Source organism: Burkholderia sp. b14 (assembly GCF_900156195.1).
GTDB lineage: Bacteria > Pseudomonadota > Gammaproteobacteria > Burkholderiales > Burkholderiaceae > Mycetohabitans.
In genome coordinates this window covers 1,391,441-1,408,745 of record NZ_FTPJ01000003.1, presented here as the reverse complement: position 1 = coordinate 1,408,745, position 17,305 = coordinate 1,391,441, and the positions used below count along the sequence as shown (strand labels likewise).

At 62.4% G+C, this 17,305-nt stretch carries 11 protein-coding genes and 3 pseudogenes; 8 read left to right on the top strand and 6 right to left on the bottom strand.

The annotated features are described in order from the left end of the window. Positions 1-158: 158 nt before the first annotated feature. Positions 159-701 carry an acyl-CoA dehydrogenase family protein gene (locus B0B13_RS10880; RefSeq protein ID WP_235091242.1) on the bottom strand — a complete coding sequence of 181 codons (543 nt, stop codon included), beginning with the start codon at positions 699-701 and terminating at the stop codon, positions 159-161. Continuing rightward, a pseudogene (locus B0B13_RS19405) lies at positions 620-1,141 on the bottom strand (transposase); the annotation flags it as partial. The gene B0B13_RS10880 and the pseudogene B0B13_RS19405, both read right to left, overlap by 82 nt. A gap of 207 nt (positions 1,142-1,348) precedes the next feature. On the opposite strand from B0B13_RS19405, the gene B0B13_RS10870 reads away from it, so the two are divergent. From B0B13_RS10870 to B0B13_RS10860, 3 genes and pseudogenes are all read left to right on the top strand, one after another. Beyond that, a complete protein-coding gene (locus B0B13_RS10870) occupies positions 1,349-2,572 on the top strand; it encodes a TCR/Tet family MFS transporter (protein ID WP_076796342.1) in 1,224 nt (407 codons plus the stop codon). A 131-nt stretch (positions 2,573-2,703) separates the two neighbouring features. Beyond that, a pseudogene (locus B0B13_RS10865) lies at positions 2,704-3,047 on the top strand (transposase); the annotation flags it as partial. A gap of 67 nt (positions 3,048-3,114) precedes the next feature. Then, positions 3,115-4,030: pseudogene (locus B0B13_RS10860) on the top strand (alpha/beta hydrolase). A gap of 21 nt (positions 4,031-4,051) precedes the next feature. Here the strand turns inward: B0B13_RS10860 and B0B13_RS10855 are convergent. Then, positions 4,052-4,969, bottom strand: a complete 918-nt coding sequence (locus B0B13_RS10855; protein ID WP_170872426.1) for an EcsC family protein — start codon at positions 4,967-4,969, stop codon at positions 4,052-4,054. Positions 4,970-5,095: 126 nt separating this feature from the next. On the opposite strand from B0B13_RS10855, the gene B0B13_RS10850 reads away from it, so the two are divergent. Then, on the top strand, positions 5,096-6,694 hold the full coding sequence (locus B0B13_RS10850; protein WP_076796340.1) for an MFS transporter: 1,599 nt from the start codon (positions 5,096-5,098) through the stop codon (positions 6,692-6,694). Positions 6,695-6,697: 3 nt separating this feature from the next. Continuing rightward, on the top strand, positions 6,698-7,219 hold the full coding sequence (locus B0B13_RS10845; protein WP_076796337.1) for a MarR family winged helix-turn-helix transcriptional regulator: 522 nt from the start codon (positions 6,698-6,700) through the stop codon (positions 7,217-7,219). 175 nt (positions 7,220-7,394) lie between these two features. Here B0B13_RS10845 and B0B13_RS10840 read toward each other — a convergent pair whose 3' ends face one another. The 3 genes from B0B13_RS10840 to ilvA form a co-directional block, all read right to left on the bottom strand. Next, positions 7,395-7,940: a YaeQ family protein gene (locus B0B13_RS10840; protein ID WP_076796334.1), complete on the bottom strand. Its 546-nt coding sequence runs from the start codon at positions 7,938-7,940 to the stop codon at positions 7,395-7,397. Between the two features lie 240 nt (positions 7,941-8,180). Next, entirely contained in the window at positions 8,181-9,005 is an 825-nt protein-coding gene (gene queF / locus B0B13_RS10835; RefSeq protein WP_076786064.1) for an NADPH-dependent 7-cyano-7-deazaguanine reductase QueF, read from the bottom strand. Positions 9,006-9,019: 14 nt separating this feature from the next. Beyond that, positions 9,020-10,543 carry a threonine ammonia-lyase, biosynthetic gene (gene ilvA / locus B0B13_RS10830; protein WP_076786065.1) on the bottom strand — a complete coding sequence of 508 codons (1,524 nt, stop codon included), beginning with the start codon at positions 10,541-10,543 and terminating at the stop codon, positions 9,020-9,022. Positions 10,544-10,916: 373 nt separating this feature from the next. On the opposite strand from ilvA, the gene B0B13_RS10825 reads away from it, so the two are divergent. The 3 genes from B0B13_RS10825 (at position 10,917) to B0B13_RS10815 (ending at position 17,305) form a co-directional block, all read left to right on the top strand. Continuing rightward, positions 10,917-12,389 carry a beta-1,3-glucanase family protein gene (locus tag B0B13_RS10825; RefSeq protein ID WP_076796331.1) on the top strand — a complete coding sequence of 491 codons (1,473 nt, stop codon included), beginning with the start codon at positions 10,917-10,919 and terminating at the stop codon, positions 12,387-12,389. A 366-nt stretch (positions 12,390-12,755) separates the two neighbouring features. Beyond that, complete coding sequence (locus B0B13_RS10820; protein WP_076796329.1) at positions 12,756-16,829, top strand: DUF3683 domain-containing protein; 4,074 nt, start codon at positions 12,756-12,758, stop codon at positions 16,827-16,829. Continuing rightward, complete coding sequence (locus tag B0B13_RS10815) at positions 16,826-17,305, top strand: HIT family protein (protein WP_076796326.1); 480 nt, start codon at positions 16,826-16,828, stop codon at positions 17,303-17,305. The genes B0B13_RS10820 and B0B13_RS10815 overlap by 4 nt, the downstream gene beginning before the upstream one ends.

The window sequence follows — 17,305 nt, the reverse complement described above, 5'->3', positions numbered from 1 at the left end:
TTCTTGTTGCACCATGCCTCATTCGACAGTAATAGAACGCCGACATCCGCCGCCGGCCTGCCTTACCTGCGCACTACATGCCGCGCGGCCGCACAGCGCGTACAGCGACACATGCCTGATTCGATCGCGACGCTGCGCTGGTGCATCGCTAGGTCAGCTCATAATCCCAGTTCGGTGGCGATGATGTTGCGTTGAATATCAGAGGTTCCCGAATAGAGGAGGGATGCGATGGCGTCGCGCAGTCCTCTTTCAGTCGGGGTTTGAGCGAGATAACCTTGCGCACCGTAAATGCGCAGTGCGTCTATCGAAAACTTCGTGTACGTCTCCGAGACGAACAGCTTCGCACAGGCTGCTTCCAGCGTGGCATCTTTGCCCGCATCCTTGAGCCGCCCTACCCGGTAGACGAGTTCGCACGCGGCATCGAGGTTGACTTTCATGTCGGCGAGGCGATGGGAGGTGGCCTGGTTCTTCCCAATGGGTTGGCCGAACTGGCGGCAGGTACGCGCGTGGGTAATGCATGCTTCAAGGCGGCGCATGGCTCCCAACGTGATGGCAAGAATGCGTCCACGTTCATATTCGATGGCACTTCCAAAGACCTTGACGCCTCGTCCCTCCCGCCCCGGTACGCCTGACTTTTCCCCAACTGCCAGCCTTCGCGGCGTAATAGCATGGGGACACGCCGATAGCCGTAGCGCACGCATGTGTAGGCAATTTCGCGCATGCGTGCGTGAACTCAGCACGAGGGTCCTGGCGCTGCGGTAGTACTGAGCGCTGCGCGGTTGCTTTACGAGCCGGCAGGCCTGCCCCATCGTCAATCCGTAGCGGCTTACCACGTAACCCACTACCTCTGTCCTCAGCGCGGGCCGGGTCACTTTTTTGAGGCAACATCTTGCAACATAGTCTTGTCCAGGCTCAGTTCAGCAACTAGCTTCTTGGGCCGTGCATTCTCGTCCTGCAATTGCTTGAACTCACGCACTGGGTCCGACTGCATCCCAGCGTATTGCTTCTTCCTCCGCTAGAACGTCTGCTCGCAAATGCCGATCTGGCGAATCAAGTCTGCCACCGGCATCCCTAGTTCCGTTTGTTTGAGCACAGCCACAATTTGTTCGATCGCAAACGCTTGCGTTTTATGACAAACCACCTCGTTCAGGGCCAAGTTTGCCGCAAAATTCGCTTTCGAGTCAGCCCAGGATTCCTAAAGCAGATCAGTATTCCATCCACGCTAAATCTAACACCAGGCTGTAGGCTTTCACGCTGTATTATCGCGTCTCGTGCATCGCACCAACGTCGCCGTCCATTGATGGTCGTGAGCGTCATCATTTAACCCGTCAACGTACCGTACTTCCTTATGAACCCGGCTCTTGGCATCATTTTGATGATCGTTACACTCGCCGCCATCGGCGGCGGCATTGTCATTCCTGTGTTGCCCAGCCTGCTGCACGAGTTGAGCGCCACTGAGTCAGTCGCCAGCCAGTACGGCATGCTGCTGGCCATCTACGCGCTGGCACAGTGCCTGTGTTCATCCATGCTCGGCGCGCTCAGTGATCGTTTCGGTCGCCGTCCGATGCTGCTGGCCTCGCTAATCGGTGCCACGATTGACTATGCCGTGATGGCCATCGTCCCCTCGCTGTGGGTGTTGATAATCGGCCGCTTGGTGGCCGGCATGACGAGCGCTAACTTGGTGGTGGCGACCGCCTATCTTGCCGATATCGCACCTAGTGGGCAACGCGCCAGTCACTATGGTTACCTGCACGCCTGCTTTGGCCTGGGTCTGGTGGCCGGACCCGCGCTGGGAGGCTTGCTAAGCCAGGCTTCGTTACGGTATCCGTTTATGTTTGCTGCGCTATTGAGCGCACTGACTTTTGTGCTGGCCTGGCGGTCGCTGCCCGAATCCCATCACCCGCACCGTCGCGCGCTGGCCTGGAAAGAGATTCACCCTTTTGCCGCGTTGCAGGGTGTCATTCGGCACACTGGTGTGCTGCCGCTGCTGGCCGTATTTTTCATCATAGCGTTAGCAGGCCGTATACCGCATTCATTGTGGCCGATCTATAACGAAAACCGTTTTGGCTGGGACCCGCGCATGATCGGGATGTCACTGGCGGTGTTTGGCTTACTGCGCGCACTCACGCAGAGCTTGATGGTCAAGCCGGCCTCAGCGCGACTGGGCGAACGGCGAGCCATCCTACTGGGTCTGGGCATCGAGGGATTGGCGTATGTCATCATGGCTTTTGCGTCCCGCGGCTGGGTCGTATTTGCCGTGATGCCGATGCTGGTCACCGGTGGAATCGTATTGCCCACGCTGCAAGCGCTACTATCGCGGCGCGTGGCACAAGATAAGCAAGGGGAATTACAAGGCGCGTTGGCCAGTGTGCTGAGCCTGGTAGGGGGGATTGGGCCGCTGGTGGCCACTACACTCTACGCATTGTTCTACGCATCATGGACTGGCTGGGTGTGGCTTGTCGGCGCACTCCTGTTGCTGGGCGGCATGCTTAGATTGAACCGATTGTTGCGACAGTGGACTGCGCCTGATCTAAACGCTAACCAGCCATCGAGGCAATTGTCGGGCACGTGAAACAGAATCACGGCATGCACTGCTATGAGCGCTATAGTCTAGCAGGCTGTTGAAATAGTTCACCTCGTCGTCATCGAAGCGGGAGGGGTAAACGTTGAAACAAGGGAGCGGCCAGCATAGAGGCCGAAACGATGCGCAGAGCGCACGGCTACACCGAGGCTATGTTCACCATGGTGAAGCTCAATGACTTCGTGCCGGCCAGCCACCTCTTGCGCCCAATTCGTATCTGGCTGAACGACGCGCTCAAGCGTATGGAGCCGGTGTTCGTACGCATGGACGAGAGTGACGCGAAGGGCGGCCACCCGAGCATCGCCCCGCAGAAGCTGATTCGCGCGTTGCTGCTGCAGGTGCTGTATTCGATTCGAAGCGAGTGCATGCTGATGGAGCAAATTTCTACAACATGCTGTTTCGCTGGTTTGCCGGCCTTGCGATGGACGATACGGTGTGGGACCACTCTTTATGGGAGCGTGCTAGAGCCGTTTGCCCACGCGCTGATGCTGCAACGCCGTTATGATGAGGCCGGCATGTAATGGGAGGCCGCGGTGAGTTGGCAACGCGTCGTCGTGTCGTGGGGACTGCGCCGGTATTTCCGGCCGTATACCGAACTGCCGGATATCAGCGTGAGCCGCGTGCGCGCGCAGGTCAACAAGCGTCTGTGGACGCCCAGGGTACCGGCCGGATTCCGGCTGCGCGAGCGCTATGGCAGTGAGTGTGCGCCGCTCGTCGGCGAATGGCTCGAGCCTGAGCCGCCGGTGCCGGACCGCAAGCGCCCGATGGTCCTCTATCTGCATGGCGGCGGCTATTACTTCTGTTCACCACGTACGCATCGCACGATCACGTTCGAGTTGACGGCGCGGGCACGGGCCGCGTTGTTCGCGCTGGACTACCGGCTTGCACCCGAGCATCCGTTTCCAGCCGCGCTGCACGACGCGCTCGCGGCGTACCGCGCGTTGCTTGCGTGGCACGCGCCCAGTTCCATTGTGATTGCTGGCGATTCAGCGGGGGGGCGGCCTCGCGCTGGCAACGCTGGTCGCGCTGCGCGATGCGGGTGAGCCGCTGCCGGCCGGGGCCGTGCTGTTCTCGCCATGGACCGATCTGGCCGCATCCGGCGCGTCGATCGTCTCCAATCATGGACAGGACCCGATGTTTGCTGGGTCGGTGATTGGCCGCGCGGCGAAGCTGTACCTTGGCGACGCGTCGCCGGACCATCCGCTGGTTTCCCCCGTCTACGCAGATTTGCACGGGTTGCCGCCGCTGTTCATCCAGGTGGGCAGCACCGAGGTGCTGCTCGATGACTCGGTGCGCGTCGCGCACAATGCGCGCATGGCCGGCGTGACGACGCAGTTTCGGATATGGCCAGACATGCCGCACGTGTGGCAGATCTATGCGCCGTTTCTCCCGGAGGGGCGACGTGCACTGCGGGAGGCGGCACAGTTCGTGACGCGCGTTGCGGCGTGACGCGGCGCGCGTCGTCCCCCATCATGGCGCGTGCTGCGCGATCGCATCATACGCGGCCCGCACCGCCGGCTCGCCATAGCGTCGTTCCAGCCGGCGCACCGTGAAGTGCGCGTGGGCCATATTCTGGAAATGCTCGATGAATGCGGCGTTAACCAGCGCGCCAAGCACCGCGCCGAGCGCTGGCACGGATTTGGCGGCGAGTTGCTCGCTGACCTGGACCGAAAAGCGCGCAGCGACGGCATGGATTAACCGGGCCAATGCAGTGGATGCCTGGGCAGCCATGCCATGCGCGAAACCTTTGGCCGCGACGTCGGAGGAGGCCTTCGATACCGCTTGCGCGAGCGCGCCTCGCACGAAGAAGTAGCCCATCTCCGCGCGGCCTGGCCCAATTGCGGTGTGACCCATGGCAAGCACCGACAAGCATTCGAGTTGCACGTCGAGTGTGGACAGATCCTCGCCCTCGCTCCGCGCGATGTCGCAGATCGAGCGGAACATCAAGGTCGTCGTGACGGGCAACTCGATCGGCAGTGCGACGAGCCCGAATGCGCCGCCGGCCGCACCCGTGGTTGCCACCGCGACCTTATGTAGCCAGTTGCGCGGCCGCGGGGCCGCAATCGCCCCGAGCGTGGTGGGTCGTGCCTCTGCATCGGCCATCGCCGGATCGTATTCGGTGGACAACGGCAACGCGCTGTCGCGGTGGCCAAGGCTGTGCAGCGCAGCGCGCAGGCATCGGCGCAGCGCGATATGAGTCGCATCGAGCACTTTATCGTTGGCGCCGGCCGGCAGGCGCGACAGCAATGCCTCGAACGGCGCGCCGATCAAGCTGGTCAGCTTGATCGCTAGGCCGGGGCGCTCCAACAGTTGCCTGGCGCTGCGCAACGCCTTCAGGTCGGCATCGCGCATGGTCGCATTCGATGGGGCAATGAGCGCATTTGACATCGCATTGAACTCCGGAACAAAAAAGACGATTCGAGGACGGCCGTGACCGTCCATCTGAATTCGTTAGAGCGGCTTTTCTTGCTATAATTTCAATCAATTGATAAGGCAATTATTGTATACGCAAATATGCCATTCGACTCTTCCGCTCAACATTCGAGCGGGCAGGTACTGCCGTTTCGCGAATCGCTGCTTGCGATGCTGGGCCTCTCGTTTGTGACGATGCTTGTCGCGCTCGACCAGACCGTGGTGGGTACCGCGCTGCCCACCATCGTGGCAGACCTCAAAGGCTTTGACCTGTACGCGTGGGTCGCTACCGTGTACTTGTTGGCGTCGGTGATTACCGTGCCGATTTTTGGGCGGCTGGGTGACTACTACGGCCGCAAGCCATTTGTCATGGCATCTATCATTTTGTTCACGGCGGCTTCGGCGCTGTGCGGGCTCGCGCACGACATGTTATTTCTCGTGCTCGCGCGCGCCTTGCAGGGTGTGGCCGGTGGCATGCTGGTTGGCACGGCGTTCGCCTGTATTCCGGATTTGTTTCCCGATGCTCACGTCCGGCTGCGCTGGCAAGTGATGATGAGTTCGGCGTACGGCATCGCGAATGCGATCGGCCCGTCGCTCGGCGGATTCCTAACGCAGTATGGCGGATGGCGCTCGGTGTTCTACGTGAATCTGCCAGTCGGATTATTGTCGCTGTTCTTTGTCTGGCGTTGCTTGCCGCATTTGCGGCAGGCGCAGCACCAGGGTCGGATGCGGGTGGATTGGCTTGGCGCGGTGTTGATCGCAGCGTCGCTATGTGGCTTGCAACTATTCGTTGAGTTGTTGCCCAGGCACGGGTTGACGTGCGGCACTGGCGCGCTGCTTGTGGTCAGCGCGCTGTGCGCGGTGGGACTATGGAAGTGGGAGCGGCACGTCGCGCAGCCGATGCTGCCCATCGACATGTTCGGGCATCAAAGCTTGTCTGTGCTATTTGCGTTGTCGCTGTTGGTGGGCTTCTCGATGTTCTCGCTGCTGTTCTATGCACCGTTGCTGCTCCAGGGCGGTTTCGGTCTGTCGCCCCGCGATGCGGGCATCGTCGTCACACCGCTGGTGGTCTGCATCACGCTAGGCAGCATCCTGAACGGGCGCATTGTGACGCGGATCCGTCATCCCAATGCGCTGCTGCACGTTGGCTTTGCGCTGCTCGCATTGTCGTGTGTGGGCGTGGCGGTGTCCACACGGGCGATGCCGCAGGCGTGGCTGATGGTGTGCATGGCGCTCGGCGGACTCGGGCTGGGCCTCGTGACGCCGAACTTGACGGTATTCGCGCAGCAAAGCGCCAGTCGCGAGCATCTGGGCATTGTCACGGCGTTGCTGCAGTCATTGCGCATGATCGGCGGCATGCTCGGCACCGCAGTGACCGGAACATTGGTGTCTCATTGGTATGCGAGCGGAGTGCGCGATACGCTTGCGCGCAGCCATGCCGGTGCCTGGTTCGACGCGTTCGGCGATCCACAAGTGCTGATCAACCAGCAAGCTCAGCACAGGCTGGTTCAGCAGGTCGACGCGGCCGGGCACGATGGTGTCGCGCTCCTGGAGGGCGCGCGCGAGGCATTGGTAGGGGCGATCCACCTGGGCGTCGCGCTTGCTGCGCTCGTCGCAGTATGGGCGGTGTGGCACGCCCGGCGCGTGCCACGCATCCAGCTGGCGCGCTCCGCCAAGCATGAGCCGACAATGACGGAGTAGGCCGTGGAACTGCAAGAGCGAATCGCGATATTTCAACAATTTGGCCGGACCTACCGTGCATTCATGACCGCGTTCGAGTCGCGTGTCGGTTTGCCGTTGCCCCGCTGGCGGATTCTGCTGGCACTCTACGACCACGCACGGCTTGTCGAGCAGGGGGCGGCGAGCGGCGACGATACGCCGCACGGCGGACCAAGCCTGTCGCAAAAGCGGCTCGTGGAACGGCTCAGCATCGACCCGGGCGCATTGACCCGGCAGTTAAAGCAGCTTGAAAGCCTCGGGTGGATCGCCCGCAGTACGGACGAGCGGGACAACCGGTTAACCAATGTCGTGCTAACGGACGCAGGGCGTCAGGCAGTCGAGCACGGATTACCGCGCCGCAACGCGTTTCTTGCAAGTGCGCTCGGGGCACTGTCCGAAGATGCACTGCATGCGCTCGAGGAAGCACTCAAGAACATCGAGTGTTGCGTGACGCATGGCGAGCCGTCGGTCCTGGCCGAGCACGGCGACGCGTCAGCCATTGAATGACAGCTTGACCCGCGACAGCTTGACCCGCCGATAGGCATGCGGGTCCATCATCCGGGTGACTTCTCCGCAGGCAAAGCCTCGCCACGGGGCCTGGTATCCGGCGCGGCGCACGCAACGATGCCACGCGGCCCGGCTCAGTGCCGCGCCGCTCGCCCCACATTACAGGTTCCATGTCCTAGGCGGGCAGCCAGCGTGCCATCTCGACCTGCACCGGCTGATGGACAGCGCTGCCCAGCCATACGTCGCCGTCCTGGACCGTGCATTGCAGCCGCATCGTGCGTTCGGCCAGCGTCGCGAGCGCCGGCGCGACGCCTTCAGCGAGGTTCAATACGGTGACATTGCGCAGTCGCGCGACCTTGCCCTGGATCGCGTCCCACCAGATCCGGGATGTGCGTCCAGCGTATGCCAGCACGACCACGTCGTCTGCCCGCGCGCTCGCTTTAGCGATGCGCCGCTCGTCCGGCTGGCCGACTTCAATCCATCGTTGCACTGCGCCAGTCAAGTCCTTTTGCCACAGGTCCGGCTCGTCGGTATCGGACAGCCCTTTGCAGAACTCGAGCCGCTCGTGTGCATACAGCGCGAATGCCAACAGGCGCACCATCATCCGTTCATCGGTTTCGGACGGATGCCGGGCCAGCGTCAGCGAATGGTCTGCATAGTAATGACGATCCATGTCGGCGATCTGCAGCTCGGCTTTGTAAATTGTTGATTTCAGCGCCATCGGTTAAACAGTATTCGTTGCGAGTGCCGCGCCGGGACTTGCACGACCCGCATGGTCTGTGCAATCCGCGTGACCGCCGTCGCTTCTGTGGCGTACCGGCTCGCGTGATCGGCACCGCTTCGATGCTGGACACTTTTTACGCAGCATGCACAGCCTGTGTGGACGTGCATAGCTTGCGCGGACTGCACAGCCCGCGTAAGCGTGTATGCGATGCATCAAGATGGGGCACGGTCGCACGACTTATTGGCGCGCGGTTCGCGCGTTGTCCGGCAACGGCAGGTTGAAATTGGTGCGCAGTGGGTTGATGTCCAGCCCGCCGCGTCGCGTATAGCGTGCGTAGACTGCCAGCTTGATCGGCTTGCACACGCGTTGGATGTCGATGAAGATGCGCTCCACGCATTGCTCGTGAAACCCAGTGTGGTCACGGTATGATACGATGTAGCGTAACAGGCCGGCGTGGTCGATCGGTGGGCCGACGTACCGGATCTGGATGCTGCCCCAGTCCGGTTGCCCGGTCACCGGGCAATTGGACTTAAGTAGATTCGAAAACACCGTTTCATCGACAGGCGCCTGGTGGGTGTCCGCGCTCAGCAGTGACGGGTCAGGCGTGTAAATATCGGTGTCCAGATCCAACCGGTCTAGCGACGTTCCCGCAAGTTCATCTAGCGCCAGCGTCGCGAATTCGGCCGGCGGCGTGAGCCGTACCGACACGTTCGCGCCCGCGCATGCGCAGACGTCGCGGTGGATAGTCTCGCGCAGCGTGTCGATCGACGCAATACGTGTCTGCGCGAACGACCCTAGATACAGCTTGAACGATTTGGATTCGATAATATTGGGCGATTCGGCTGGCACGTGGAACGTAGCCAGCGCGATCTGCGGCTTGCCGCGCTCGTTCAGCCAAGATAGCTCGTACGCGTTCCAAATATCGGTGCCGAAGAACGGCAGTACTGCCGGTACGCCGATTGCGTCGCGGCCTTGCCTGCGCTCGATCGGGAACAACAGCGTCGGGTCATACTGCTGAGCATAGCCTACCGGCTTGCCCAAAGGGGATTGGTCGGGTGTCATGTTGCGGCTCGAACTTAAGCGAGGAACAATTTGTACGCTGGGTTGGCTGTTTCGTCCCAATGGGGATACCCCAGCGCCGCCAGGAACTGCTGGAACTGGGCGTCTTCGTCCATCGGCACTTGCAGGCCCACCAGGATCGAGCTGTAGTCCGCGCCGCCATTGCGGTAATGGAACAGGCTGATATTCCAGTCGGGCGCCATCGATGATAGGAACTTCATCAGCGCGCCCGGGCGTTCCGGGAACGCGAATCGGTACAGGCGCTCATCGCGGGCCAGCGGTGAGTGGCCGCCGACCATGTACCGCACGTGCTGTTTAGATAGCTCGTCGTTGGTCAGATTGACGATCGCAAAGCCATGTTTCTCGAAGGTCTGGGCAATCAGCTGCGACTCGTCGCGACGCTGGATCTGCAGGCCGACGAAAATGTGCGCTTGCTCAGCGTCGGCGATCCGATAGTTGAATTCGGTGACGTTGCGTGCGCCGATCAATTCGCACAAGCGCTTGAAGCTGCCGCGCTCCTCAGGGATCGTCGCTGCGAACACCGCTTCGCGTGCTTCGCCCACCTCGGCGCGTTCCGCAACGAAACGCATCCGATCGAAGTTCATGTTCGAGCCCGAGGTGATCGCAACAAACGTGCGGCCCTCCGACTTTTCGCGTTCGGCATAGGCCTTGGCGCCGGCGACGGCCAGCGCGCCGGCCGGTTCCAACACGCTGCGTGTATCCTGAAAAACGTCCTTGATCGCCGCGCATAGCGCGTCGGTGTCCACGGTCACGAAACCGTCGACGTATTGCTGCACGAGCCGAAATGTCTCTTCGCCGACGAGCTTGACCGCCGTGCCATCGCTGAACAGGCCGACTTCGCTGAGCGCGACGCGCTCACCTTTTGCGATCGAGCGCGCCATCGCGCATGAATCGTCGGTTTGTACGCCGATGACCTTGATCTCCGGGCGAAGCGCCTTGACGTATGCCGCGACGCCGGCGATTAGGCCACCGCCACCGATCGGCACGAAGATCGCGTCAATCGGACTCTGGTGCTGGCGCAGGATTTCCATTGCGACGGTGCCCTGGCCCGCGATCACGTCCGGATCGTCGAACGGATGCACAAACGTCAACCCGTACTGCTGCTGGATCTGCAGCGCATGCGTGTAGGTATCGGAATACGATTCGCCGTGCAACACGACCTCCACCGTCGGGCCACCGTGCGCGCGCACCGCATCGATCTTGACCTGCGGTGCGGTGATCGGCATCGCGATGACAGCCTTGCAGCCGAGTCGGGCCGCCGAATAGGCGACCCCTTGTGCATGGTTGCCGGCCGACGCGGTCACCACGCCGCGCGCCAGCGCGTCGCGCGGCAATTGCGCCATCCTATTGTATGCGCCGCGCAACTTAAACGAGAAGACCGGCTGATTGTCCTCGCGCTTCAGATAAATCGCATTCCGAATTCGAGCCGACAGGTTGCGTGCGTGTTCGAGTTCGGTTTCCCGCGCCACGTCGTAGACGCGGGCGGTCAGGATTTTCTTCAGATAATCGGGCGAGGACATGGCAGTCTGCAAAGGTATGGATCTGAAACGGCGGGAAAAGGATCAATCATAGCGCTATCCGGCGCCGCGTTCGTATGTAGGCGTGCATTCGATGCCGCAACGGCCGATTAGAGACCCGTGAAGTGGCCTGGATCAGCTGAGATATTGTTCAAACGGACAATGTCGAACGCATGGCCGCAATAAGCTGACATGGCGTGCTCCGGATGGAATACAAGATGCGGGTGGCGCGGCGAGCCGCATCCGGCGGCGTGGCTGCCCCGGATGCACCAATTCATAGGGTCGAATGGTTTTCTCCTCAAAAGGACGGCATCGGAAAGCCGGCACTCAGGTTGCTAGCCCAGCCAGCCGCGTCGATCGCAGGCGCCGTTCCGTTGTGCAGCTCGGCGCGCTGGCCGCGTCGGTGGGCGTGGGTGTGGCCACGACCGCGTTGGTCGGTGGCAACACGCGCATCGGCGGCTCGGGCGGTGGCGGCTCGGACAACGGTGAGAGCGCCCGCTTGCCGGTGTCCATCAAGGACGCGTCGCACGACACGGGCACTGGGTCGATGACCACGGTGCTGCTGGTGTTTCCTGACCATTTTTCGTTTCGTCCCGACGAGATATTCGTTGCCGTGCTGGGCCGCGCGCCATGGGCGCCAGACGTATTCGGTTATGTTGACCCGGTGCGCGGCACGTTTCATCCGACGGGAAGCGCAGCCGATTTCCGGCTCGACAGCGCGACGATGACGTTCAGCGTGTCGACATTGCGGCGCGACGGCGGCCAGTCACTGACGCTGACCATCCCGCCGTTGGCCAGCGGCCGCGTGTATTTCGCGTTCGGACGCGGGTTCGACGCAATGCCGCCATTCGGCGCGGGTGGGCCATCTAATGGCGCGGACAATCCGGTGCTGTACGACAAGTTCGAATTGCATACGGCTGACCACCCGAACTTCAAACTGACCAATGCCGATTTCTGGTCCGTGCCCTTCACGATTTCGGCAATCGACGCGAACACTGGGACACGGCGCGTGGTGGGTTATCCGCACCGGCGCGCCGACATGATCGCCGCATTTGATTCGATCCCTGTGCCCGACGCGGCGGAGCCGTTCGGCAATCCTAGCATCTTCAAGGCGCTGCGGGTGAGCGCGAACGATGGCCGGCTCACGCGGATACTGTCGCCCAAGCAGGCCCGTTTCACCGATTGGGGGAGGGACGATGCCACCCGGCTGGCCTTGGCGCAGCGCTTCACGCACTTCTGGGATCGCTACGTGAACGAGTTGTGCTGGCGGCCGAATCGCCTCTTTTCCTTCTACGGCAAGGATTTGACCGACAAGCGGGTATTCTACGGCCGCGTCGCGCCCGACGGCATGACGCTGTCACTGTTCACCGATGCGGCGTACACGGTGCCGTACCGCGTCCCGACGCTGCCGCGGCCTAGCGCGCGCTGGGGGCAGCCTGACTATTCCCCGGCCGATGGCAATCCGTCGCTGTTTCATAATACGGATTCGTCCGTAGGTCCGATCGACTGGGGATTTCTGCTGGCTGGTAACGCTGGCGCGCAGGCCGGCGACGGTGCGCATTGGGCCAGCGATCCGGCGGCGATCGCCATCGCGATGTCGATCTGTCGCGGCGTCATGCACCTGGACGACGGCTGCGTGTCATGGATTGATCCGGCGCGGTTCTACAACGGCGCGGGCGATGGCGTGGATACGCCGCGCATGCCGATCTTCTGGTACGCGAAGTTGCTACACGCGTTCGGCATCGACGCACGGGCGTACGCGTTTTCCTATGACGACGTGTACGGGACCGATCCGGCCGTGTATTTTGGCAGCCATCCCGAGTTGATCGTGCAGTTCGGCCAGATGTGAAGTACCCGGCGTGGCCATGCGCACTGACAACGCGCCGCCTGCGGTTGCAGTACAATCGGGGTCTGGAATCAGGATCGAACGATGCAGTGGCAGACCCGAACCGCTTTTTCGACTGTTAAGCCGCGCTGCAACTGGCCGGCGCCGTCGGCTATCGAGCGGCTCGCGCGTAGCTCGCGATCGTGCCGCTGCCGGTGACACCGGCGAAGCCTCACACCGTCAATGCTGGTCCACAAGACCTCGTGGCGACAGAACAGGCGCCCGTCAGGCTTTCCGCCTCCAGACCTTGCAGACCACAGCGCGTTACCGCGCCGTCGGCGCTCAAGTCCCGCGACTGCCTGGACGCGCTGGCCAACTGAATTGCAAAACATGAACGCACCTCAAGCCTTCGATCCTCATGGCGCGGCTGCCGCCGTTGCGCTGGATACTGAGCCGCGCTTGCGCGAGATTCCCTACAATTACACGTCGTTTTCCGACCGTGAGATCGTCATTCGCCTGCTTGGCGACGATGCGTGGCGCACGCTGGACGAGTTGCGTGCCGAGCGGCGCACTGGACGTTCGGCACGGATGCTGTACGAAGTACTCGGCGACATCTGGGTCGTGCGCCGCAATCCGTACCTGCAGGACGATCTGTTGGACAACCCAAAGCGCCGCGCGATGTTGATCGACGCGCTGAGCCATCGGCTCAACGAGATCGACAAGCGCCGGCATGCCGATCTGCGTGAGCACGGCGACGAGGCTGGTCACGGCCGCGCGGCCCGCGTCGGCTCGCTGGTCACGGCCGCACGCGGTGCGGTAGACGCGTTCGCGGCGCAATTCGAGCAAATTGCCGCGCTGCGACGCCGTGCGACGCGCGAACTGCGACGCTGGACCGAAAAGGACAATATCCGCTTCGACGGACTCTCGCGCGTGTCGCACGTGACCGATGCAACCGATTGGCGCGTCGAGTATCCGTTCGTCGTGCTGACGCCGGACACTGAAGCGGAAATGGCTGGCCTGGTGAAGGCTTGCTTCGAGTTGGGCTTGACGGTGATCCCGCGCGGCGGCGGCACAGGCTATACCGGCGGAGCGGTGCCGCTGACACCGTTTTCCGCAGTCATCAACACCGAGAAGCTTGAGCAACTCGGCCCGGTCGAGTTGACTGAGCTGCCGGGTGTGTCAGGCAAGGTCGCAACGATCTTCTCTGGGGCCGGCGTCGTGACGCGGCGCGTCACGCAGGCCGCCGAGCAGGCCGGGTATGTGTTCGCCGTGGATCCGACCTCGCTCGACGCATCGTGCATCGGCGGTAATATCGCGATGAACGCCGGCGGCAAAAAGGCCGTGCTGTGGGGGACCGCGCTGGACAATCTTGCGTGGTGGCGGATGGTCGACCCGGATGGCAACTGGCTCGAGGTCACGCGCGTCGGCCATAACCTGGGCAAGATCCACGACGTGCCGAGCGCCACTTTCGAGCTGCGCTGGTATGACGGCAGCGCGGCGCCCGGCGAAAAATTGTTGCGCAGCGAGACGCTGACCATCGAGGGCTGGCGCTTTCGCAAGGCGGGGCTGGGCAAGGATGTGACCGACAAGTTCCTCGCGGGTCTGCCCGGCGTGCAGAAAGAAGGCTGCGACGGACTGATCACATCGGCGCGTTGGGTGCTGCACAAGATGCCGGCCCATACGCGCACCGTCTGCTTGGAGTTCTTCGGCCAGGCGCGCGATGCGATCCCGAGCATCGTCGAGATCAAGGCGCACCTGTTCGCGACCGCGAAGGCGGGCGGCGCAATCCTGGCCGGGCTGGAGCACCTGGATGAGCGCTATCTGCGCGCCGTTGGCTACGCGACCAAGTCCAAGCGCAACGCATTGCCGAAAATGGTGCTGATTGGCGACATCGTCGGTGACGATGCGGACCGGGTCGCCGAGGCGGCATCGGAAGTCGTGCGCATGGCCAACGGCAAAAGCGGCGAGGGGTTTGTCGCGGTCTCGGCCGAGGCGCGCAAGCGCTTCTGGTTGGACCGTTCACGCACGGCGGCGATTGCCAAGCATACCAACGCGTTCAAGATCAACGAAGACGTTGTGATTCCGCTGAACCGGATGGGCGAGTACACCGACGGCATCGAGCGGATCAACATCGAGCTGTCGCTGAAGAACAAGCTGCAACTGGTGGATGCGCTCGAGGCGTTCTTCGTTGCAGGCAATCTGCCGCTGGGCAAGAGCGATGACGCGAACGAGATTCCCAGCGCGGAGCTGCTGGAGGACCGTGTCGCGCAGGCGCTGGCGTTGCTGCACCAGGTCCGCGCTCGTTGGCAGTATGTGCGCGACAATCTCGACGCGCCGCTCGCGCAGTCGCGTCAGCGGCTGCGCGAGCTGGGCTGCGAGGCGTTGGCCGAGAAATTTGCGGACCGGCTCGATGCGCAGCCCGACGCGAGCGTGTTTGATCTCGCGCAGGATCGCACGATCCGGATCTCGTGGAAGCGGGAGATCCGCGCCGAATTGCGGCAGATCTTCAACGGTGGGGCGTTCAAGCCGATCCTGGACGAGGCGCAGGCGGTGCACAAGCGGGTGTTGCGCGGCCGCGTGTTTGTCGCACTGCACATGCATGCTGGCGATGGCAACGTGCATACGAATATCCCGGTGAACTCGGACAACTACGAGATGCTGCAGGACGCGCACACGGCAGTGGCGCGGATCATGGCGCTGGCCCGATCACTGGACGGCGTGATCTCTGGTGAGCACGGCATCGGCATTACGAAGCTGGAGTTCTTGACCGAAGCGGAGATCGCCGAATTTCGCGCGTACAAGCAAAAGATCGATCCGCAGGGCCGCTTCAACAAGGGCAAGCTGCTGGATGGCGCGGATCTGCGCAATGCGTATACGCCGAGTTTCGGGTTGATGGGCTACGAGTCGCTGATCATGCAGCAGTCCGATATCGGCGCGATCGCCGATTCGGTCAAGGATTGCTTGCGTTGCGGCAAATGTAAGCCGGTGTGCGCGACGCACGTGCCGCGCGCGAACCTGTTGTATAGCCCGCGCAACAAGATCTTAGCGACGTCGCTGCTGGTCGAGGCGTTCCTGTATGAGGAGCAGACACGGCGTGGCGTGTCGATCAAGCATTGGGACGAGTTCAATGACGTCGCGGATCACTGCACCGTATGCCATCAGTGCGTGACGCCGTGCCCGGTCAAGATCGACTTTGGCGACGTGACGATGAACATGCGCAACCTGCTGCGCAAAATGGGCAAGAAACAATTCAATCCCGGGCAGGCTGTGGGCATGTTCTTTCTGAACGCGACCAATCCGCAGACAATTCATGCCGCGCGCGTGGTGATGATGGACATCGGCTACAAGGCGCAGCGCTTGGCCAGCGACGTGCTCAAGACGCTCGGGCGCAAGCAGACGCAGCGCCCGCCGGCGACCACCGGCCGTCCCAGGGTGGTTGAGCAGGTGATCCACTTCGTGAACAAGAAGATGCCGGGTAATCTGCCGAAGAAGACGGCGCGCGCGTTGCTCGACATCGAGGACAATAAGATAGTGCCGATCATCCGCAATCCGAAGACCACGACAGTGGACACAGAGGCGGTGTTCTACTTTCCCGGTTGCGGTTCGGAACGTTTGTTCTCGCAGGTCGGACTGGCCACGCAGGCGATGCTGTGGGAGGCCGGCGTGCAGACTGTGCTGCCGCCGGGATACCTATGCTGTGGCTACCCGCAACGCGGCGCCGGACAGTACGATAAGGCTGGGAAGATCGTCACGGACAACCGTGTGCTGTTCCACCGGGTCGCGAATACGTTGAACTACCTGGACATCAAGACGGTCGTCGTCTCGTGCGGAACCTGCTACGACCAACTCGCCGGCTATGAATTCGACAAGATATTCCCCGGCTGCCGCATCATTGACATCCATGAATTCTTATTGGAGAAGGGCCTTAAGCTGGACGGCGTGTCCGGTGTGCGCTACATGTATCACGACCCGTGCCATACGCCGATCAAGACCGTGGACCCGGTGAAGCTGGTCAACGAGCTGGTCGGCAGCCAGAAGCAGAGCTACCGGATCGAGAAGAACGATCGCTGCTGCGGCGAATCGGGCACGCTCGCGGTCACGCGTCCTGACGTGTCCACGCAAGTGCGCTTTCGCAAGGAGGAGGAAGTCCGCAAGGGGGCGGCCAAATTGCGCGGCATGCCGATTGCAGCAGCGCCGCTCGGCGCCGGCGCGCCGGCCGATGTGCCCGGCGGGCCCGTGACCAGCTCCGGCGTGGACGCGCCGCGCGCCGCGTTCGACGGCGACGTGAAAATCCTGACCAGCTGCCCGTCATGCCTGCAGGGATTGTCGCGCTATAACGAGGACGCGGGCATCGAGGCGGACTACATTGTCGTGGAGATGGCTCGCCATATGCTCGGTGAGAACTGGATGGCCGATTACGTGCAACGGGCGAACAGCGGCGGCATTGAACGGGTGCTTGTATGAACGCTGGTACGCCTGCTGGGTCGGCCGAGGTTGCGTCGCGCGACGCGGCATCGTGCGTGTTCTGTGCGCAGGAGGGGGGCACCGTGTTGTGGCGCGACGCGTGGCTGCGGGTGATCGAGGCGGACGAGCCGGACTATCCGGGATTTTGTCGGCTCGTGTGGAACGCGCATGTCACCGAGTTTAGCGACCTGTCGGCTGAAGAGCGTGAGCATCTGATACGTGCGCTGGCTGCGCTCGAGCGCGCCTTGCGCGCGACGTTGAATCCGGACAAGATCAATATCGCGAGCCTGGGCAACATGGTCGCTCACCAGCACTGGCACGTGATCCCGCGCTTTGCCGACGATCCGCATTTTCCGGCACCCGTGTGGGCCGCCCGGTGCCGCGAGCCGTCTGCGCGGCAGCATGCCGCACGCGTTGCGGCGGCGGCCGGCTTGGGCGCCGCGGTGCGCGACGCGTTGCAGCGCGAATTTGGCTGA